The sequence below is a fragment of the Sphaerisporangium sp. TRM90804 genome, from assembly GCF_029846175.1.
Lineage (GTDB): Bacteria > Actinomycetota > Actinomycetes > Streptosporangiales > Streptosporangiaceae > Sphaerisporangium.
Map to the genome: position 1 here is coordinate 149,000 of NZ_JARWAC010000006.1, position 19,641 is coordinate 168,640.

Annotated in this window: 16 protein-coding genes; 5 read left to right on the forward strand and 11 right to left on the reverse strand. The window is 73.3% G+C overall.

Features of this window, described 5'->3' with window-relative positions; genetic code table 11:
- Nucleotides 1-121: 121 nt before the first annotated feature.
- The 3 genes from PYR91_RS07410 to dxr form a co-directional block, all read right to left on the reverse strand.
- A complete protein-coding gene (locus PYR91_RS07410; protein ID WP_279778451.1) occupies nucleotides 122-1,204 on the reverse strand; it encodes a PP2C family protein-serine/threonine phosphatase in 1,083 nt (360 codons plus the stop codon).
- 99 nt (nucleotides 1,205-1,303) lie between these two features.
- Nucleotides 1,304-2,473 (reverse strand): flavodoxin-dependent (E)-4-hydroxy-3-methylbut-2-enyl-diphosphate synthase, encoded by a 1,170-nt coding sequence (ispG, locus tag PYR91_RS07415; protein ID WP_279778452.1) that lies wholly within the window; start codon nucleotides 2,471-2,473, stop codon nucleotides 1,304-1,306.
- A gap of 101 nt (nucleotides 2,474-2,574) precedes the next feature.
- Entirely contained in the window at nucleotides 2,575-3,843 is a 1,269-nt protein-coding gene (gene dxr / locus PYR91_RS07420) for a 1-deoxy-D-xylulose-5-phosphate reductoisomerase (RefSeq protein WP_279778453.1), read from the reverse strand.
- A gap of 394 nt (nucleotides 3,844-4,237) precedes the next feature.
- On the opposite strand from dxr, the gene PYR91_RS07425 reads away from it, so the two are divergent.
- Both PYR91_RS07425 and PYR91_RS07430 read left to right on the forward strand, forming a co-directional pair.
- Entirely contained in the window at nucleotides 4,238-5,356 is a 1,119-nt protein-coding gene (locus PYR91_RS07425) for a peptidase (protein WP_279778454.1), read from the forward strand.
- 51 nt (nucleotides 5,357-5,407) lie between these two features.
- Nucleotides 5,408-6,547 (forward strand): hypothetical protein, encoded by a 1,140-nt coding sequence (locus PYR91_RS07430; protein WP_279778455.1) that lies wholly within the window; start codon nucleotides 5,408-5,410, stop codon nucleotides 6,545-6,547.
- A 43-nt stretch (nucleotides 6,548-6,590) separates the two neighbouring features.
- Here the strand turns inward: PYR91_RS07430 and PYR91_RS07435 are convergent, their stop codons facing one another.
- A complete protein-coding gene (locus tag PYR91_RS07435; RefSeq protein ID WP_279778456.1) occupies nucleotides 6,591-8,018 on the reverse strand; it encodes an aldehyde dehydrogenase family protein in 1,428 nt (475 codons plus the stop codon).
- A 228-nt stretch (nucleotides 8,019-8,246) separates the two neighbouring features.
- Between PYR91_RS07435 and PYR91_RS07440 the strand changes: the two genes are divergently transcribed.
- On the forward strand, nucleotides 8,247-8,894 hold the full coding sequence (locus PYR91_RS07440) for a TetR/AcrR family transcriptional regulator (protein WP_279778457.1): 648 nt from the start codon (nucleotides 8,247-8,249) through the stop codon (nucleotides 8,892-8,894).
- Here the strand turns inward: PYR91_RS07440 and PYR91_RS07445 are convergent.
- Nucleotides 8,855-10,327 (reverse strand): PucR family transcriptional regulator, encoded by a 1,473-nt coding sequence (locus PYR91_RS07445; RefSeq protein ID WP_279778458.1) that lies wholly within the window; start codon nucleotides 10,325-10,327, stop codon nucleotides 8,855-8,857. The two genes, PYR91_RS07440 and PYR91_RS07445, sit on opposite strands and share 40 nt — an antisense overlap.
- Before the next feature lie 104 nt (nucleotides 10,328-10,431).
- On the opposite strand from PYR91_RS07445, the gene gabT reads away from it, so the two are divergent.
- Both gabT and PYR91_RS07455 read left to right on the forward strand, forming a co-directional pair.
- Nucleotides 10,432-11,817, forward strand: coding sequence for a 4-aminobutyrate--2-oxoglutarate transaminase (gene gabT, locus PYR91_RS07450; RefSeq protein ID WP_279778460.1), 1,386 nt, complete (start codon nucleotides 10,432-10,434; stop codon nucleotides 11,815-11,817).
- A gap of 167 nt (nucleotides 11,818-11,984) precedes the next feature.
- On the forward strand, nucleotides 11,985-12,236 hold the full coding sequence (locus PYR91_RS07455; protein WP_279778462.1) for a hypothetical protein: 252 nt from the start codon (nucleotides 11,985-11,987) through the stop codon (nucleotides 12,234-12,236).
- A gap of 6 nt (nucleotides 12,237-12,242) precedes the next feature.
- On the opposite strand, the gene PYR91_RS07460 is transcribed toward PYR91_RS07455, so the two are convergent.
- The 6 genes from PYR91_RS07460 to PYR91_RS07485 form a co-directional block, all read right to left on the reverse strand.
- Complete coding sequence (locus PYR91_RS07460) at nucleotides 12,243-13,496, reverse strand: saccharopine dehydrogenase C-terminal domain-containing protein (protein ID WP_279778463.1); 1,254 nt, start codon at nucleotides 13,494-13,496, stop codon at nucleotides 12,243-12,245.
- Between the two features lie 170 nt (nucleotides 13,497-13,666).
- Complete coding sequence (locus tag PYR91_RS07465) at nucleotides 13,667-14,824, reverse strand: extracellular solute-binding protein (RefSeq protein ID WP_279778464.1); 1,158 nt, start codon at nucleotides 14,822-14,824, stop codon at nucleotides 13,667-13,669.
- Nucleotides 14,825-15,100: 276 nt separating this feature from the next.
- Nucleotides 15,101-15,274, reverse strand: a complete 174-nt coding sequence (locus PYR91_RS07470; protein WP_279778466.1) for a hypothetical protein — start codon at nucleotides 15,272-15,274, stop codon at nucleotides 15,101-15,103.
- Between the two features lie 503 nt (nucleotides 15,275-15,777).
- Nucleotides 15,778-16,047 carry a hypothetical protein gene (locus PYR91_RS07475; RefSeq protein WP_279778467.1) on the reverse strand — a complete coding sequence of 90 codons (270 nt, stop codon included), beginning with the start codon at nucleotides 16,045-16,047 and terminating at the stop codon, nucleotides 15,778-15,780.
- Nucleotides 16,048-16,685: 638 nt separating this feature from the next.
- Complete coding sequence (locus PYR91_RS07480; RefSeq protein WP_279778469.1) at nucleotides 16,686-18,197, reverse strand: CoA-acylating methylmalonate-semialdehyde dehydrogenase; 1,512 nt, start codon at nucleotides 18,195-18,197, stop codon at nucleotides 16,686-16,688.
- Nucleotides 18,198-18,214: 17 nt separating this feature from the next.
- Nucleotides 18,215-19,513, reverse strand: a complete 1,299-nt coding sequence (locus tag PYR91_RS07485; protein ID WP_279778471.1) for an aspartate aminotransferase family protein — start codon at nucleotides 19,511-19,513, stop codon at nucleotides 18,215-18,217.
- Nucleotides 19,514-19,641: the final 128 nt, after the last annotated feature.

The following is a 19,641-nucleotide window of genomic DNA, read 5'->3' on the forward strand; positions in this document are numbered from 1 at the left end:
GCGACCGTACGGCCACCGCCCGCCCGGGCCATTGTTTACCTATTCGTAGCCATGCGATTGCTCTGCGTGGTGAATTCGGACGGCCGCGTACCGTGCACCCACGGCCACCGGTCCGGCATCCTCACCCGGCGACGCGCTGGATCGCGACCATGGCCGCGTCGTCCCCCAGCCGGCCGCCGACGTAGGCCAGAAGGTCGTCGCGCACGTGCTCCACCAGCGCCTCGGGGTCGCCCCCCGGCCAGGCCGCGACCCGCTCGGCCAGCGGGTAGAACGTCCCGTCGGAGCGGCGGGCCTCGATGACCCCGTCGGTGTAGAGCAGGAGCGTGTCGCCGACGTCGAAGGGAAAGGACTCCGGCCGGTACGCCGGCTCGGCCAGCTCGCCCAGCCCGAGCGGCGGCGACGGCTCGGCGGCCTCCAGGAACGTGACGTGGTGGTCGCGCACCAGCAGCGGCGGCGGGTGCCCGCAGTCGATCATCTCGATCACCGGCTCGTCGTCGGGGATCTCCAGCACGGCCGCGGTGATGAAGTTCTCCATCGCCTCCTGCCACATCGCGGCGTGCTGCTCCAGGTCGGCGCCGACGCTCTCCTCCAGGTACACCACGACGTCGGGCAGACTGGCGCGGCGGCGGGCGGCCTCGCGGAACGAGCCGAGGAACAGGGCGGCGTCGGAGACCGACGGCAGGCCCTTGCCCCGGACGTCGCCGATGACCAGCCGGGTGGCCGCGGTGCCGCGGGCGACGGCGTACAGGTCGCCGCCGATCTGGGCCTCCTCGTCGGCGGCCAGGTAGATGCTGGCGATCGTGAGCGGCCCCACCCTGGGCGGGATGGGACGCAGCAGCGCGCGCTGGGCCGCCTCCGACACCGACCTCAGGCGGGTGAGCTGCTCCTTGTGGCGGTCTCGCAGGAAGGAGAACACCACGAGGAACGCCGACACCACCACCAGGGCGACGAGCTGGGTCTGCATGGTGCGCGTTCCCAGGAAGTCGCCGTGCAGGTCGAGCAGCACCTGCGCGGCGATGGCGACGACGCCGATCAGCCCGGTCATCCAGGGCCCGGCGAACGACGCCGTGATCGCGGGCGCCGCCACGAGCAGCGCGGTCAGGCGGATGTCCCGCGGGGCCAGGATGTCGGCGACGCTGATGACCGCCACCAGCGCCAGCGGGATCAGCACCAGCGCGCCGCCCGACCTCCATGAATGGCGCAAACCGCACAAACGGTCCCGAAGTTGCACCCTTCCTGCTTACACCCGCCTATCCCCCCACAGGAAGACATTCACCTCAGGCGACTACAAAGCTCCCGCGCGTCAGCCGACGACGACCTCGGGACCGGTGGCGCCGTCGTCGTCGAGATCGACGTCCACGCCCATCTCCTCGGCGAGCCGCAGCGCCTCCTCGATCAGGGTCTCGACGATCTGCGACTCGGGCACGGTCTTGACCACCTCGCCCTTGACGAAGATCTGCCCCTTGCCGTTGCCCGACGCCACGCCGAGATCGGCCTCGCGCGCCTCGCCGGGGCCGTTCACCACGCAGCCCATGACGGCCACCCGCAGCGGCACCTTCAGCCCGTCGAGCCCGGCGTGGACCTGCTCGGCCAGCGTGTAGACGTCGACCTGGGCCCGCCCGCAGGACGGGCACGAGACGATCTCCAGCCCGCGCTCGCGCAGGTTGAGCGACTCCAGGATGCCGATGCCGACCTTGACCTCCTCGACCGGAGGGGCGGAGAGCGAGACCCGGATGGTGTCGCCGATGCCCTCGGCCAGCAGGGCGCCGAACGCCACCGCCGACTTGACCGTGCCCTGGAAGGCGGGGCCGGCCTCGGTGACGCCGAGGTGCAGCGGGTACTCGCACCGCCGGGCCAGCAGCCGGTACGCCTGGATCATCACCACCGGGTCGTGGTGCTTGACCGAGATCTTGATGTCGCGGAAGCCGTGCTCCTCGAACAGCGAGCACTCCCACAGCGCCGACTCCACCAGCGCCTCGGGCGTGGCCTTGCCGTACTTGGCGAGCAGCCGGGGGTCGAGCGACCCGGCGTTCACCCCGATGCGGATCGGCACGCCGTGGTCGGCGGCGGCGCGGGCGATCTCGCCCACCTTGTCGTCGAACTTCTTGATGTTGCCCGGGTTGACCCGGACCGCCGCGCAGCCGGCCTCGATGGCGGCGAACACGTATTTGGGCTGGAAGTGGATGTCGGCGATCACCGGGATCTGCGACTTGCGCGCGATGATCGGCAGCGCGTCGGCGTCGTCCTGAGAGGGCACCGCGACCCTGACGATCTGGCACCCCGAGGCGGTGAGCTCGGCGATCTGCTGCAGGGTGGCGTTGATGTCGGCGGTCACCGTGGTGGTCATCGACTGGACCGATACCGGGGCGTCTCCGCCCACCGGCACGGAGCCGACCATGATCTGCCGGGACACCCGCCGCTCGGCCAGCGGCCTGGTGCGTACCGAGGGGATTCCCAGCTCAACAGATGTCATCTTTTTCCAGCACCTTGATAGTCGGCTGCACGCTCAGACGAGGCCCAGTCTAGGTAACCCCGCGGACCGCGGGGTTACGGACCGCAGGTATCGCGGCGTCCTCAACCGGCCGTCAGCTCCGCGGCGCGGGCCCGCGCCCAGGCGTCGGCCGCCAGCACCTCGGCCACCGAGCCCGCCGGAGTGGTCGTGTGCTCGCCCACGACGGCGGCCACCGTGTCGACGATGCCGAGGAAGGGCAGCCGCCCGGCGAGGAAGGCGTCGAGGCACACCTCGTTGGCCGCGTTGTAGACGGCGGGGGCCGTGCCGCCCTGGGAGCCGACGTGCCGGGCCAGCGCCACGGAGGGGAACGCCTCGTCGTCGAGCGGCTCGAACGTCCAGGAGTGCGCGCGGGACCAGTCGACCGGGGACGCCGCGCCCGGCACCCGGGCAGGCCAGCCGAGGGTGAGCGAGATCGGCAGCCGCATGTCGGGCGGGCTGGCCTGGGCGATGGTGGAGCCGTCGACGAACTCGACCATGGAGTGGATGACCGACTGCGGGTGCACGACCACGGTGATGCGGTCGAACGGGATGTCGAACAGCAGGTTGGCCTCGATGACCTCCAGCCCTTTGTTGACCAGCGTGGCGGAGTTCAGCGTGATGACCGGGCCCATGTCCCACGTGGGGTGCTTGAGCGCCTGCTCGGGCGTGACGCCGGCCAGCTCGCCCCGGCCTCGGCCGCGGAACGGGCCGCCGCTCGCCGTGACGACCAGCCGCCGCACGGCCGCGGGGTCGTGACCGGAGGGGCCGGCCGCCCACAGGCACTGGGCCAGCGCGGAGTGCTCGGAGTCGACCGGCAGGATGCGCCCGGGGCCGGCCAGCCGCTTCACCAGCGGCCCGCCGATGATCAGCGACTCCTTGTTGGCGAGCGCCAGCACCCGGCCGGCCTCAAGCGCGGCCAGGGTGGAGGTGAGCCCGACGGCCCCGGTGATGCCGTTGAGCACGATGTCGCAGGGCCACCCCGCCACCTCGGCCACGCCCTCGGGGCCCGCCAGCACCCGGACCCGCCCGACCAGCTCGCGAAGCGCGGGAACGGCGCGCTCGTCGGCCACCGCGACGACCTCGGGCCGGAAGCGCTCCACCTGACGGGCCAGCGTCTCGACCTGGCCCCCGCCCGCCACCAGCCCGGCCACGCGGAAGCGCGCGGGGTCGCGCTCGATGACCTCCAGCGCCTGGGTGCCCACCGAGCCGGTGGAGCCGAGGACGACGATCGACCGCCGCTCACCGGGGCCGGGAAGGGCGGGCGGGCCCGCGTGGGCGGGATGCGCGTGGTCGGCGGCCCGGCCGCCTTCCGGGCTCGCCGGGACGGCCGTGGGCGCGAGAGGCGTCTGCATGGCCCCATTATCTCGGCCCCGCCCTCCCCCGCCGGGCTTGGTGTCCCACCTGTGGACGACCGCCGGCCGCGCGTGGCCGTTCCGGCGGCCGGGATCGGCGCCCCGCGCCGTCCGTGCCGCGCGGGCCCGGGCGCCCCGGCGGGGGGCCGGCGCCCCCGGAGACCGGGCGCCGGGCGGCGGCCGGGCGTCACCAGAGCGACGGGTGGGAAATCAGGAGTTCTATGCCCGAATCTCCCCATATCCGTCTCGGCAAATGACGAGAAAAGCGGCATTCAGCCGCACTACGTTCACCCCGGCACGAGATAGCACCCCGATCGCCGCGGGCGCCGGGCGAGCGATCACCGAAGACCCCCCAAGGCCCGGACCGGCGCGACCAGCACCATGGAGGACCCGCATGCACCCCACGGCACGACGTCTGCTCCCGATCCTGGCGATAGCGCCCACGGCCGCGGCGGGCATCCTGCTGTCCGCCCCGGCCGCCGACGCCGCCAAGCCCCCCCGCCCCGTCGTCCACGACGCGGCCGACACCTCCAAGGAGCAGCGCGCCGTCAAGGAGTTCTGGACGGCGTCCAAGATGGCCGCCGCCAAGCCGCTCGTGCTGGTCAGGGCGCGCGGCGGTCGCACGACCGCCGCGCCGAGCGTGCGCGGGACCGCCAAGACGGTCAAGCCCGCGGCTCCGGACGCCCGCGCCGTCCGGCGCGCGGCCGCCCCCGCCGAGCCCGGCGCGCCCGCCTCCCCGGCGCCCCCGGCCGCCTCCCCCAGCGCCTCGGCGGCCCCGGAGGCCGCGCCCCCGGCGCCCGACGGCGACGCCCGGGTCACGGCGGGCCGCTCCTCGGGCGCCCCGTGGGCGGCGGGCGGCGCCATCGTCCGCACCGAGGGCCGGATCTTCTTCACCTACCAGGGCCGCAGCGCCTCCTGTTCGGGCACGGCCGTCAACAGCGCCAACAAGAGCGTCGTGATCACCGCCGGGCACTGCGTGAAGCTGGGCGGCGCGTTCCACACCAACTGGGTCTTCGTGCCCGGCTACGACGCGGGCCAGCGCCCGTACGGCACGTGGGTGGCCACCAGCCTGCTCACCACCCCGCAGTGGGACAGCGCGGAGGACATGAACCACGACATGGCCGCGGCCGTGATCGCCCCGCTCAACGGCCAGAAGCTCGTCGACGTGGTCGGCGGGCAGGGCGTGGCGTTCAACCAGGCGCGCGCGCTTCGCATGTACGCCTTCGGCTACCCGGCGGCGAGCCCGTACAACGGGTCGAAGCTGATCTACTGCAGCGGGCGGGCGTTCGAGGACTACCTCATCTCCACCAGCCAGGGGCTCACCTGCAACATGACCGGCGGCTCCAGCGGCGGCGGGTGGTTCCTCAACTTCAGCGAGAGCACGGGCACCGGCACGTTGAACTCCGTGAACAGCTTCAAGTACAACTTCGCCCCGTACTGGATGTTCGGCCCGTACTTCGGCGCGGAGGCCCAGGCGGTCTACACGACGGCCCAGAACGAGGGCCTCACCTGATTTGCCGAAAGCGACGGCGTGGTCACGGACCGTGGTCCAGACTCGAGAGCCATGACCCCGATCCTCCGCCTGATCGCAGCCGTGCCGCTCGCCGCCGGTCTGGTGGGCTCGCCGCCCGCCGGCCCGGCGGCCGACGACCCAGCCGTCACCAGGAGCGAGGGGCCGGCGGCCCCCGGCCGGGGCCTGGCCGGGGATGCCTCCCCGCCGCCCGGCGCGCTGGGGGTGGTGGAGCACGCGGCGCCGGCCGCGGCGGCCGAGCTGCGCGCGCTGCGCTACTGGACCCCCCGGCGCATGGCCGAGGCGGTGCCCGCCGGCCTGCTGGCCGGCCTCACCCGCTTCCGCGCCCTTCCCGGCGTCGGCGGCCTGACCTCTGACGCCCTCCCGCTGGGCGGCACGGCCGGGCGGGCGGCGCGGCCACAGGCGCCCGAACGACGGCCCGCCGCGCGTGCCGTCGCCCCACCCGCCCCCGGGGCAGGCGCGGCCCGGCTGACGGCCGCTCCCCCGGCGAGCACGAGCGGGGCTCGGTGGGCGGCCGGCGGCGCGGTCACGCGCACCACCGGGCGCGTGTTCCTGACCCTGAACGGGGTCGACTTCGTCTGCTCGGCGGGCGCGGTCCGCAGCCGCAACCTCGACGTCGTGGTCACGGCCGGCCACTGCGTCAAGGACGGCGCGGGGGCGTGGGCCCAGAACTGGACGTTCGTCCCCGGCTACGCCTCCGGGCGGCGGCCGTACGGCGTCTTCGCGGCCCGCCGCATGTTCGTACCCGAGCCCTGGGCGCGCGGCGGCGACGACGACCACGACGTGGCCATGGTCGCCGTCGCGCCCTCCGGAGGGCGCCGCCTCAACGACGTGGTCGGCGGCCAGCGCATCGCGTTCAACCAGCCGCGCGGCATGGCCGCCCACGGTTTCGGCTTCCCCGCCGACCCGCCCTACGATGGCGAGCACCTGGTCTACTGCGCGGGCGTCGCCCGCGGGGATCCCCACGGCCAGACCCTCGACCAGGGCCTGCGCTGCGACCTCACGGCGGGGTCGAGCGGCGGCCCGTGGCTCAGCTCCTTCGACCCCGCATCCGGCCGGGGGGTGATCACCTCGGTCAGCAGCTTCAAGTACAGCGACGACCCGGGCACGATGTACGGGCCCTACTTCGGCGAGCACACCAGGCGGCTGTTCGAGGTGGCCGAGCGTGCCTGATCCGGCTTCGCGCGCACCGGCCGGGCCCGGGCGGCCGGGGCGGCTACAGGCTGAGGCCGGTCAGCACCATCACCTTCTCGTAGGTGTAGTCCTCCATCGCCGCGCGCAGGCCCTCGCGGCCGACGCCCGACTCCTTGACGCCGCCGTAGGGCATCTGGTCGGCCCGGTAGCTCGGCACGTCGCCGATGACGACCCCGCCCACCTCAAGCTCCTTGTGGGCGCGGAAGGCCACCGACAGGTCGCTGGTGAAGACGCCTGCCTGCAGGCCGTACCTGGAGTCGTTGACGGCGGCGAAGGCCTCGTCCACCGAGGCCACCGGCCGCAGCACCAGCACCGGGCCGAACACCTCCTCGCGCACCACCTTCGCGTCGCCGGGCACGTCGGCGAGCACGGTCGGCGCGAAGGTCGCCCCGTCCCTGTCGCCGCCGGTCAGCACCCGCGCGCCGCCCGCGACGGCCTCGGCGACCCACCGCTCCACCCGCTCGGCGGCCTCCACCGAGACCATCGGGCCGACCTGCGTCTTCTCGTCGGCCGGGTCGCCCACCACGAGGCTGTCCACGGCGGCCACGAGCTTGGCGGTGAAGGCGTCCAGCACGGTGCGCTCGACGATCACCCGCTGGACGGCGATGCAGCTCTGCCCGGCCTGGTAGTTGGAGAACAGCGCGACCCGGCCGGCCGCCCAGTCGAGGTCGGCGCCGTCGAGCACCACCGCGGCGGCGTTGCCGCCCAGCTCCAGCGTGACGTGCTTTCGCGGCACCCGGTCCTTGATCGCGTAGCCGACCGGCCCCGATCCGGTGAACGACACCACCGGCAGCCGGGGGTCGTCCACGAGCGCTCCCGCGCGGTCGTTGGGCACCGGCAGGACCGACACCATGCCCGCGGGCAGGCCGGTCTCGGCGATGATCTCGCCGAGCACGAGCGCGGTGAGCGGCGTCGCCGGAGCCGGCTTGACGATCACCGGCGCGCCGACGGCCATGGCCGGGGCCACCTTGTGCGCCACGAGGTTGAGCGGGAAGTTGAAGGGCGTGACGGCCAGCACCGGCCCGTACGGCTGCCTCGACACGTAGGCCAGCCGGCCGGCGGCGGCGGGCTCGGTGTCCAGGCGCTGCACCTCGCCGCTGAAGCGCCGGGTCTCCTCGGCGGCGAACCGGAAGGTCGCCACCGCGCGGGCGACCTCACCGCGGGCCCAGAAGATCGGCTTGCCGTTCTCTGCGCTGATCAGCCGGGCGACCTCGTCGGCGCGCTCAGAAAGGCGGCGCGACACGTAGGCGAGCGCCTCGGCGCGCACGTGGATCGGCAGGGCCGCGGCCTCCTTGCGCACCGCGTGCGCGGCGGCGACGGCCCGCTCCACCTGCTCGGGGGTGGGCACCGAGGCGGTGCCGACGACCCGGCCGTCGTGGGGGTTGGTCACCGTGAGCTCGGCGTCGCCCGTGGCGGGCGAACCGGCGAGCCAGAAGGGGCGTGCGTCCATGTCTTCGACCGTATGCCAAGGGGCGGGCCCCGGACCTACTCCACCGCGGACAACCGGGTCAGCCAAGAAGGACATTCCGCATAAGAGGTGGTTCTTTCCCACTTCTGTAACAGACATGCCGCGATTTCAGGATGTTTCTCTCGCGTGGCGTTTGAAGCTCTCGGCACATGGTTAAGTCACACTGCGGGTCCGTGCGGGGACCCCTGGAGAGAAGGGGCTAGGTCTCTCATGGGTTCGCCGGCGCCGCCGCTCGGCCTCCAAGGAGCGTACTCGGCGGGTAGCCGGTCCTCCCACGATGAGCTGCGAGGTCGCCTCATCTCCGTCGCGGGTGAGCTGTTGCTCACCCACGGTCCCGACAGCCTCACGGTGCGGCGCATCGCCACCGAGGCCGGGTGCTCCACCACGGTCGTCTACACCATGTTCGGCAACAAGGAGGGCCTGGCGGAGGCGCTCTATCTTGAGGGCTTCGAGCGGTTCCGCCTGCGGCTCGCGGCCGTGCCGCGCCGGTCCGACCCACTGGAGTACCTCACCTCCCTGGGCCCGGCCTACCGCGAGGCGTGCCTGGCCGAGCCCGGCTACTACAGCGTGATGTTCGAGAAGGCCATCCCCGGCTTCGAGCCGAGCGAGCGGGCGCGCACCCTGGCCAGGGCCGCGGTCAACATCCTCGACCGGGCCATCGCCGACTGCATCTCGGCCGGGTACATCGTCCCCACCCAGCCGCGCAAGATCGCCGACTGCCTGTGGGCGGCGGCCCAGGGCGCGGTGAGCCTCGAACGCGCGGGCCACCTCAGGGACGACCGCGTCTACCTGTCGGTGACGCTCGCGGCCATCAGCCGCTACCTGGTCCGCAAGGACGTGCTGCCCGTCCCGCTCTGAACGCTCAGCGCCACCCACAGCTCGGCGCGCGCCGCCGGGTCGTCCAGGTCGCGCCCGAGCAGCTCGCCCACCCGCCTCATGCGGTACCTCAGCGTGTGCCGGTGGACGCCGAGGCGCTGGGCGGCGGCGTCCCAGTGCCCGTTGCAGGCGAGGTACGCGCGCAGAGACTCCACCAGGTCGGCCCGGGAGCCGTACTCGCGCAGCGGGGCCAGCAGCGCGGTGGCGAAGCCCGCCAGCAGTGCGGGGTCGACCAGCGACAGCAGCCCCTGTCCGGCCAGTTCGGCGAAGCGGGCCACCGGGCTCGCCGAGGCCAGGGCGCGCCGTGCCTGGTCGAACCCGGTCGCCACCTCATCGAGGCCGACCGGCGTGCCGACCCCGGCCCGGCCGGCCGCCCCGGCGGCCCGCTCGGCCTGATCGGCCAGGTCCTCGGGCACGACGGCGATCACCAGCGACTCCCAGGGGGCCGTGAAGCCGGGCAGCGTGTCCATCAGCTCCTCGGCGTCCCGCGGCTCGCAGGCCAGGACGACGACCGGGCCGCCGGGGATCGTGCCGCCGACCGCCTCCAGGGTCTCCTCGGCCGCCCGCCGCTCCCCGGCCAGCAGCAGCCGCAGGACGGCGGCGCGGACCCGCCGGGTGGCGGCGACCTGGTCGGCCCCCTGCTCCAGGGAGAGCGTCAGCAGCGAGCCGGCGGTGGTGACGACGGTGTTCCCCACCGGCGAGAACGGCCGCCGGGACCCGACCGCGAGGAAGCCGCGGACGCGGCGACGGTCGGCGAGCGGCTGCACGACGACGTGCTCGTGCGGCCCCGAGAGCGCCAGGCCCGCGGGCGGCCCGGGTGCGCGCAGCCTGCCCAGCTCCGGCAGCACCAGGCCGGCGCCTTCGGCGGCCCCCTCGCCGGCCAGGTGCAGCGCGGTCCCGGCCTCGTCCAGCAGCGCGGCCCATCCGTGGATCTCCCTGGCCAGGCGCTCGACGACCGCGCCGAGCCCGCCGGGCCTGAGCGCGGCGCGGGTGAGCCGCCCCTGGGCCGCGACGGCGTCGCCCAGCTCCTCGTGCCGCTCGGCGGCGAGCAGTTCGCTGACGGCCTTGCCGATCGCGATGAACGGCGTCTGCCTGGGAACCTCCACCAGGGGCAGCCCGGCCCGCGCGGCCTCGTCGAGGAAGGCGGGCGGGACCTCGTCGTGGCCCAGCCCCACGCCGAACCCCATGCCCGTCACCCCGCGCGCGACCAGGCTGGCGACGTAGGCGGGGGCGTCGTCCGGGCCGAGCCGCATCCCGGTGGTCAGCACCAGCTCGCCGCCTTCGAGGAAGGGGGTGGGGTCGGCCAGCTCGCTGACCGCCACCCAGCGCACCGGGCGATCCAGCGCGGCCTCACCGGCGAGGACCCGCAGGCGCAGCGGCGCCATCCCCACCACGCGCCGCAGGGTCGGAGCCATCCCAGCCCCCAGGACGGACTTATACAACACGGACAAGAAAGACGTCCTTATTGTGCCATGTCGCCAGGTCGGCAGCGGGGTGCCGGGCACGTAGCGTCGCAGACATGAGCACCGAGCCTGACACGCACCAGCCCCCGGTCGCGCCGCCCGCGCACGGCGGCCCCACGCTCGCGCAGGAACGCCGCCTGGTCACCGAGATCCCCGGCCCGAGGTCGCGGGAGCTGTTCGCGCGCAAGCGCGCGGCCGTGCCGCAGGGCATCGGCACGACGCTGCCGGTCTTCGTGACCCACGCCGGCGGCGGGGTGCTCGTGGACGCCGACGGCAACTCGCTGATCGACTTCGGCTCCGGCATCGCGGTGACCACCGTGGGCAACGCGGCGCCGCGTGTGGTCGAGCGGGTCCGCAAGCAGGTCGCCGACTTCACGCACACCTGCTTCATGGTCACGCCGTACGAGTCGTACGTGCGGGTGTGCGAGCGGCTCAACGAGCTCACCCCGGGCGACCACGAGAAGCGCTCGTTCCTGCTCAACTCCGGCGCCGAGGCCGTGGAGAACGCGGTGAAGGTGGCCCGGCACGCGACCGGGCGGCAGGCCGTCGTCGTGTTCGACCACGGCTACCACGGCCGCACCCTGCTGACGATGACGCTCACGGCCAAGAACATGCCGTACAAGCACCGCTTCGGCCCGTACGCTCCCGAGGTGTACCGCATGCCGATGGCGTACCCGTTCCGCTGGCCGACCGGGCCCGAGAACTGCGCGGCCGAGGCGGCGGCGCAGGCGATCGACGCGATCGACAAGCAGATCGGCGCGGGTAACGTCGCCGCGATCGTGGTCGAGCCGATCCAGGGCGAGGGCGGCTTCATCGAGCCGGCCCGCGGCTTCCTGCCCGCCATGGCCGAGTACGCGCGGGCCAACGGCATCGTCTTCGTCGCCGACGAGGTGCAGACCGGATTCGCCCGCACCGGGCACCTGTTCGCCTGCGAGGACGAGGGCGTCGTGCCCGACGTCATCTGCACGGCCAAGGGCATCGCGGGCGGCCTCCCGCTGGCCGCCGTGACCGGCAGGGCCGAGCTGCTGGACGCCGTCCACGTCAGCGGCCTGGGCGGCACCTACGGCGGCAACCCGCTCGCCTGCGAGGCGGCGCTGGCGGTGCTCGACACCATCGAGGCCGACGGCCTGGTCGAGCGTGCCCGGCGGATCGGGGAGATCACGCTGCCCCGGCTCAGGGCGCTGGCCGGCCGCTTCCCCATCGTCGGCGACGTCCGGGGACGCGGCGCGATGACCGCGATCGAGCTGGTCGCGCCGGGCACCACGGACCCGGACGCGGCCGTGACCGGCGAGATCGCCCGGCGCTGCCACGCGGAGGGGCTGGTGGTGCTGACCGCGGGCACCTACGGCAACGTCCTGCGCTTCCTGCCTCCGCTTTCCATTCCCGACCATCTTCTGGAGGAAGGGCTCTCCATCCTGGAGAAGGCCATCGCGTCCGTTTAGTAACGGCACAAAAGGGGCACCCGGCTTGCTGCGGCGTGTCCCTTTTGTCGTAAAAGGGGGCACGCCATGCCATCGATTTAACCCGTCCTTGGCATCGGCCTAGTCGATCACAGCGCGCAGTGGGGTTATAACGGTCGGGTACGAGGCACTCAAACCACGGGAGCGTGATGAGCTGGGATCCGTCCGGAGCGACACGGCTCAACCTGACGTTCGACCCAGAAGACCTCACCGGCCCGCAGCGCGACGGGGACGCCTGCGTCGTCTGCCACAAGAAGTGGCCGCGGCCCCGCATCCGCGTGGGACGGCTGCCGGACGACGCGCCGGTCATGGCCTGCGAGGAGTGCGCCAAGGCGCTGCTGCCCGCCACGCCCGCGCCGCGCCGCGACCCGTCCTCCTCAAGGAGCGCCGCGCTGCCCTGAGCGCGGTCACTGCTCGCGCATCCCCCAGGGGGCGCCGTACTCCCGCAGCAGGTCGAGGAACGGGACGGGGTCGAACGCCTCGGGGCCCAGGACGCCGCGGCCCTTCCAGGCGCCCCCGGCGAGCAGCTCCAGCGCGACGACGGGGTTGACCGCGGTCTGCCAGACCACGGCCTGCGTGCCGTACTCGCGCATCGTCCACTCGTTGTCGACCACGTGGTACAGGTAGACCTCCCGGCGCCGGCCGTCCTTGCCGGCGCCCTTGATCCACGTGCCCGCGCAGGTCTTGCCGCTCATCCGGTCGCCGAGGGTCGCCGGGTCGGGCAGGCAGGCGGCCACGACGTCGCGCGGCGACACCTCCACACCACGCACCCGCACCGCGGCGGTGGAGTCCAGGCCGAGCTTGTGCAGGGTCCTGAGCACGTCGATGAACTCCGCGCCGAGGCCGTACTTGAACGTGACGCGCCCGGCCGGCACCCATCGGGGGATCAGCAGCACCTCCTCGTGCTCCACGTTCACGCACTCCACCGGGCCGATGCCCTCGGGGAAGTCGAACACCTCCGGCTCGCTGAACGGCTCGGTGGTGTGCCAGGCGCCGTTCTCCCAGATCACCGGCGGGTTGAGGCACTCCTCGATGGTGGTCCAGATCGAGAACGTCGGCGCGAAGCCCTGCTCGCCGTCGGGGCCGCGCACGACCAGGTTGGAGCCGTCGCGGATGCCGATCTCGTCGATGGAGGCGAACAGGTGGTCGGCCGCGTAGCGGGCGAAGACGTCGGCGAGGCCGGGCTCCACGCCCATGCCCAGCAGGGCCAGGCCGCCCCGGTCCTCCCACTGCTCCGCCAGGGCGAACTGCTCGTCGCCCAGCTTGACGCCGGGCACCTCGTACGGCCGGCGCGGGTGCGGGCGCGACAGGGACATCGCCATGTCGAGGTAGTCGGCGCCGGCGTTCAGCGCGGCGTGGAACAACGGCATGTCGAAGCGGGGATCGACCGCGTTGAGCAGCACGTCGCAGCGGTGCTCGCGCAGCGCGGCCTCCACGGCCCCGGGGTCGGAGGCGTCCAGCGCGATCGCGCTGAAGCGCGGATGTCGCCGCCGCCCGCCGTCCTCAGGCGTGCCTGCGGGGGACGCCTGCGCGGCGACCGCCTTCTCGGCCTTCGAGAGGTCTTGATCGGCGACGACCATGTGCTCGAAGAAGTCACGGCGGGCGGCGATCGGGACCACCGCGGAACCCACGCCACCGGCACCCACCAGGAGAATTCGCATGCGCACGACGGTACCAACTGACTGGTCGACCATTCAATGGGGGTCCGCGAGAGCAGACCGGGGCATGCGGGTACAAGGGGCGCCGCGGCGGGCCGCCGGCCCGCTCGCGGCTCACCCGGTCGGACGGATCACCATGCGAGCGGCCTGCCGGGCCGCTCCCTCGCGCCGGCTCAGTCGACGAGCGCGCGCCACCGGGCCGTCCACTCGGCGTAGTCGGTGCACCGCTCGCCCCGGGGGCAGTCGACGCCCGGGCGGACCGCGAACTCGATCTTCTTCAGCCAGGCGTCGTCGTCGAGGCGGTAGGCCGAGCACACCCGCGCCGTCCTGCGCTCGCAGGCGTCGGGGTTGGCGGGGGCGAGGCCCGTCCACGCCGCTGCCTCCCGCTGCGCCGACTTCGAGCTCATGTAGTCGAGCCAGCGGTAGGCGCAGTTGGGCGCGGTCGCGCGGGCGGACACCATCCACGCGTCCACGAAGCCGGTGGTGGCCTCATCGGGCACCGCCTTCACGGCGCGATCGGCCCTGCGCAGCATGTCGAGGTGGTAGGGCAGGGCCCGGCCGATGCGCGCCGTCCCCCCGGCCAGCGCCTGGAGCGCCTCGATCGGCTCCTTCCAGTACAGCCGCTCGCCGTCGTCCGGCCCCGCCAGGAAGCTCATCACGGCGTCGAGCTGAGCCCGCGTGAGCTGGAACGGGTCGTCGATGCCCAGGGCGGGCCGCTGCCGCGCGAGCGCGAGGGCGGCGTCGGCGATCGTCAGCGGGCTGTCCCTGAACATCGCCGGGCCGGCGTCGGTGAAGAGATCTCGCCCCTTCATGGCGCGCTTCCCGGTGGCGTCGTACAACGTCACATACGAGCCCCACAGGTACGGCACGCCGTACACGCGGCCCCCGGCGGCGACCGAGCGGCGGGTCCTCAGCCGTTCGGCGAGGTCGTCGTAGTGCGGAACCAGCGCGGTGTTGATCGGGACGACCTTGCCCTCGGCGATCAGCCGCCCCGCGACCTCCGGGGGCGCGGACACGACGTCGTGCCGGATCTGGTCGACCGCCTTGTCCATGTCGCCGGGGGTCTGCGGGAAGCGCAGGTTGACCCGGCAGCCGGTCTCACGCTCGAAGGGCACCACCCAGTTGGCCCTCGGGTCGCTGCCGCCGTATTCGGCGTAGCCGCGGAAGGTGAGGACGGTGACGGCGCCCTCCGCCGGCCCGAGCGCCGAGGGCGACGACGTCGCGGCCGGGGTGGGGGTCGGCGTCGGCCGCGGGGTGGCCGTGAGAGCGGGCGTCCGTGAGGGAGTGGGGGCGCCGGAGGAGGCGGGCGCCGGCGTGGTGGTCAGCGGCACGCCGGCTCCGGCGGACCGAGGCGGGACCGCAGGCCCTCCGCACGCGGTGACCAGCACGGTCGCCGCGGCGAGCGACACCGCTAGACCGGCCCGGAGCCGCCCCGTCGCGATCACTTCAGCCCCCTCGCACCCGCCGTCCTGCCCGGGAGCCTACCGGCCCGCGGAAAACGGGAGCCCGGAGTCGCCCCCGGCGGGCGGCGGGGGCGGGTTCCGATGGACGGCGGGCGCGGGCCTCGACGGCCGCGCGCCCACCGCCACCTCATCCGCCTGGCCGGGTCAGGGCAGGCAGACGCGCTGGACCACGGCGATGGTCGTGGCACAGGGCGCCCACGGGTACACGGGCACCGGCCGGACGACCGGCACGGGCCGCACCAGCGCCACGGGCCGGACGACCGGGACGGGCCGCACCAGCGGCACGGGCCGCACCACCGGAGTGGGGACGAGCGTCACCGGGGCACCCGTGACACCGAACTCCCCGGGAGGACCGGCAGGGCCCTCGGGTCCGGGAGGTCCTTCGGGTCCCTGCGGTCCCTCGGGTCCCTGCGGTCCGGCGGGCCCGGGCGGGCCGCCGAGACCTTCAGGGCCGGCCGGGCCCTCCGGTCCGGGCGGACCCTCGGGACCCTGCGGCCCCGCGGGGCCGGGCGCTCCGTCAGGACCAGGGGCGCCGTCGGGACCGGGCGCACCGGGCAGGCCGGGCGCTCCATCCGGTCCGGGGAAGCCCTCGGGCCCCTGCGGGCCCACGGGGCCAGGCGCACCGGGAGCACCATCAGGGCCCGGTGCTCCGGGGAGGCCGGGCTCACCATCAGGGCCAGGGGCGCCGTCGGGGCCGGGCGCGCCGGGCGCGCCGTCGGGACCGGGCGCACCGTCGGGGCCGGGCGCACCGTCGGGGCCGGGCGCACCGTCGGGGCCGGGCGCTCCATCCGGCCCGGGAGCACCCTGGGGCCCCTGCGGGCCTACGGGGCCAGGCGCGCCGGGAGCACCGTCAGGGCCCGGGGCGCCGTCGGGACCGGGCAGACCCGGCGCACCGTCGGGACCGGGCAGACCGACCGGACCGACCGGCCCCTGCGGACCCACCGGACCAGGCGCACCATCCGGGCCGGGTGCTCCAGGCATGCCGGGCGCACCATCCGGACCGGGCGCTCCGGGCAGGCCAGGCGCACCGTCGGGACCGGGCGCTCCAGGCATGCCCGGCGCACCATCCGGTCCAGGCAGACCCGGCGCACCGTCGGGACCGGGCGCTCCAGGCGGGCCCTGCGGCCCGGGCGGCCCAGCCATACCGGGCGGAACCTTGCAGAGCCTCTGCGGCAGGAAAAGCGCCGCGCAAAGCGGGATGGTACCCGGCTCTACCGGGATGGCCGTGGGACGGCCGACCGTGGAGACGGTGACGCCCGGGGGAACTGGGCATGCCACATAACAGTTGATAGCGCCGTATGTACCAGATCCGAATAGAAAGGCACCACCCGGATTTCCGTAGACGACCCCGGCCCCGGCGTAACCGGTCGCCACGGGACGGGGTGGCGGACCCGCCACGGCTTCGGCGCCCGCAGGAGCAGGCGAATGGATGAGCGCGACACCGGTGAGCACGCCGCTCACCAAAGCGCGCTTCGTATAATTAGTCACCCTTTGATTGTCCCACCAGCGGTCTTTGAAAGCCCCTGGCGACCACAATGTTTTGCCAGCTGATAAAGTCGGCGACCACGTTTTCCCGAACCGGTTGGAAAACCTGCGCGGCGCGATGTATCTCTTTGCCTGCGGCCAATACTCGCCACGAGAACAATACATCGAAGTATTTAACGTAAAACGCCCGGACTAAGCAATATAAATGCGTCGCATTGGCCCGGGAGCGGCGGCCTCCCCATGGTCACCCGTTGGTGGGGAACCCCAGGTTCACGCCGCCGTGGCTCGGGTCGAGCCAGCGGGACGTGACGACCTTGCCACGCGTGTAGAAGTGGACGCCCTCGGTGCCGTGGACATGCGTGTCGCCGAACAGCGAGGCCTTCCAGCCGCCGAAGCTGTAGAACGCCATCGGCACCGGGATCGGCACGTTGATGCCGACCATGCCGACCTCGACCTCGTTCTGGAAGCGCCGCGCGGCGCCGCCGTCGTTGGTGAAGATCGCGGTGCCGTTGCCGTACTCGACATCGTTGATGATCTTCATCCCCTCCTCGTACGAGGAGATGCGGACGATCGACAGCACCGGGCCGAAGATCTCGTCCCGGTGGACCGCCGACCCCGGCGCCACCTGGTCGACGACCGTGGGGCCGAGCCAGAAGCCCGGGGTGCCCGCGGCGGTCGTGCCGCCCTTGACCGGCGTCTCGCGGCCGTCGACGACGATCTTGGCGCCCTCGGCCACCGCGGTGTCCAGGTAGGAGGCGACCTTGTCGCGGTGCGGGCCGGTGACCAGCGGGCCCATGTCGGAGGCGGGGTCGTCGCCGGGCCCGACGGTCAGCCGGCCCACCCGCTCGACGATCTTGCCGACCAGTTCGTCGCCCACCGGGTCGACCGCGAGCACGACCGAGATCGCCATGCAGCGCTCCCCCGCCGAGCCGAAGCCCGCGTTCACGGCGGCGTCGGCGACCAGGTCGAGGTCGGCGTCCGGCAGGACGAGCATGTGGTTCTTGGCGCCGCCGAGCGCCTGCACCCGCTTGCCGTGCCGGGTGCCGGTCTCGTAGACGTACCGCGCGATCGGCGTGGAGCCGACGAAGGAGACGGCGCGCACGTCGGGGTGCTCCAGCAGCCGGTCGACGGCGGCCTTGTCGCCGTGCACGACGTTGAAAACGCCGTCCGGCAGGCCGGCCTCCTTCCACAGCGCCGCCATGAGCATCGAGGCCGACGGGTCGCGCTCGGACGGCTTGAGCACGAAGGTGTTGCCGCACGCGATCGCGACGGGGAACATCCACATCGGCACCATCGCCGGGAAGTTGAACGGCGTGACGCCGGCGACCACACCCAGCGGCTGGCGCAGCGAGAAGGAGTCGACGCTGGTCGAGACGTTCTCGGAGAAGCCGCCCTTGAGCAGGTGCGGGATGCCGCAGGCGAACTCCACGACCTCCAGGCCGCGTGCCACCTCGCCGAGCGCGTCGGAGTGCACCTTGCCGTGCTCGGCGCTGATCAGCGCGGCCAGCTCGCCGCGGCGGGCGTACATCAGCTCGCGGAACCGGAACAGCACCTGGGCCCGCCTGACCAGCGAGGCGTCCCGCCACGCCGGGAACGCCGCCTTGGCCGCCGCGACCGCGGCGTCCACGTCGGCGGCGGCGGCGAGGTCGACGTGGCCGCTGACGGCGCCCGTGGCGGGGTCGAAGACCTCGCCCCTGCGCTCGGGCCGCGCGGCCGCCGTCTCGGCGCCGTCGATCCAGTGCGTGATGCGCTTCACCGGCCGCTCCTCCCGCGTCACTTGCCGACCTCCTCGTTGACGGTCTCCAGCGCGGCCCGGATGATGCCGAGCCCCTCCCTGGCCTCGTCGTCGGTGAGCGTCAGCGGCGGCGCCATGCGCAGCGTGCTGCCGTAGAGCCCGCCCTTGCCGGCCAGCAGGCCGCGCTTCTTGGTCTCCTCCATGAACCGGCCGGCCAGCGCGGGCGCGGGGGCGCCGGTGGCGGGGTCGACCAGTTCGAGCGCGAACATCAGGCCCTTGCCGCGGACCTCGCCCACGATGGGCAGCCGGGTCTTGGCCTCCCGCAGCCCGTCGAGCAGGATCGCGCCGGTGACGGCCGCGCGCGACTGGAGGTCGTGTTCGAGCACGTAGTCGAGGGTGGCGTTGGCGGCGGCCATGGCGATCGGGTTGCCGCCGAAGGTGGACAGGCCGATGGCGTGCGGGGCGTCCATGAGGTCGCCGCGCGCCACCACGCCGCCGACGGCGAAGCCGTTGCCCAGGCCCTTGGCGAAGGTCATCATGTCGGGCGTCATGTCGTGGTTCTGGATGCCGAAGAACGCCGACCCGGTGCGGCCCCAGCCGGTCTGCACCTCGTCGGAGATGAAGAGGATGCCCTCCTCGTCCAGGACCTCCTTGTAGGCCCGGAACAGCCCGTCGGGCGCCATGGTGAAGCCGCCGACGCCCTGGATCGGCTCGGCGATCAGCGCGGCGACGTCCCTGGAGACGGCGGTGGCGAGCAGATGGCGCAGGTCGTCGACGCACACCGCGATGTAGTCGGCGTCGGAGAGCCCGCGGAACTGCGCGAGGTGGCGGTCGGCGCCGTGCAGGAAGTGCACGTTGAGCGGCGACAGCGAGTTGTTCTTCCAGGTGCGGTTGCTGGTGATCGCGATCGCGCCGAAGCTGCGGCCGTGGTAGCTCTGCCGCATGGCCAGCACCTGGTCGGTGCCGCGGGCGTAGGTCGCGAGCAGCAGCGCGGCCTCGTTGGCCTCGGTGCCGGAGTTGGTGAAGAAGACCTTCGCGTTCTCGATGCCCGACAGCCTGGCGATCTTCTCGGCGAGCTCGACCTGGCCGCGCATCAGGTAGAGCGTGCTGGTGTGGACGATGCCCGAGGCGAGCTGGCGGTCCACCGCCTCGCGCACCTCGGGCACGTCATAGCCGATCATGTTGGTGAGGATGCCGGCGAAGAAGTCGAGGTAGGCGCGGCCTTCGGCGTCGACGACGCGGTTGCCCTTCCCCCGCACGATCTCGATCGGCTCGTCGTAGTAGAGGGACATCCAGCTCGGCATGACCGCACGGTGGCGCGGCAGAAGGTCGGACATAGTCAGATTATCGCGATTGGCAGTCATCGCTCCTACCTTCACTGTGTCGGCGCACCGGGGAATCACCTTACAGGTTGCTACCCTTCACCTTCTAATGTCCGGTAAGTAGGTCGACATAATGTCAGGAC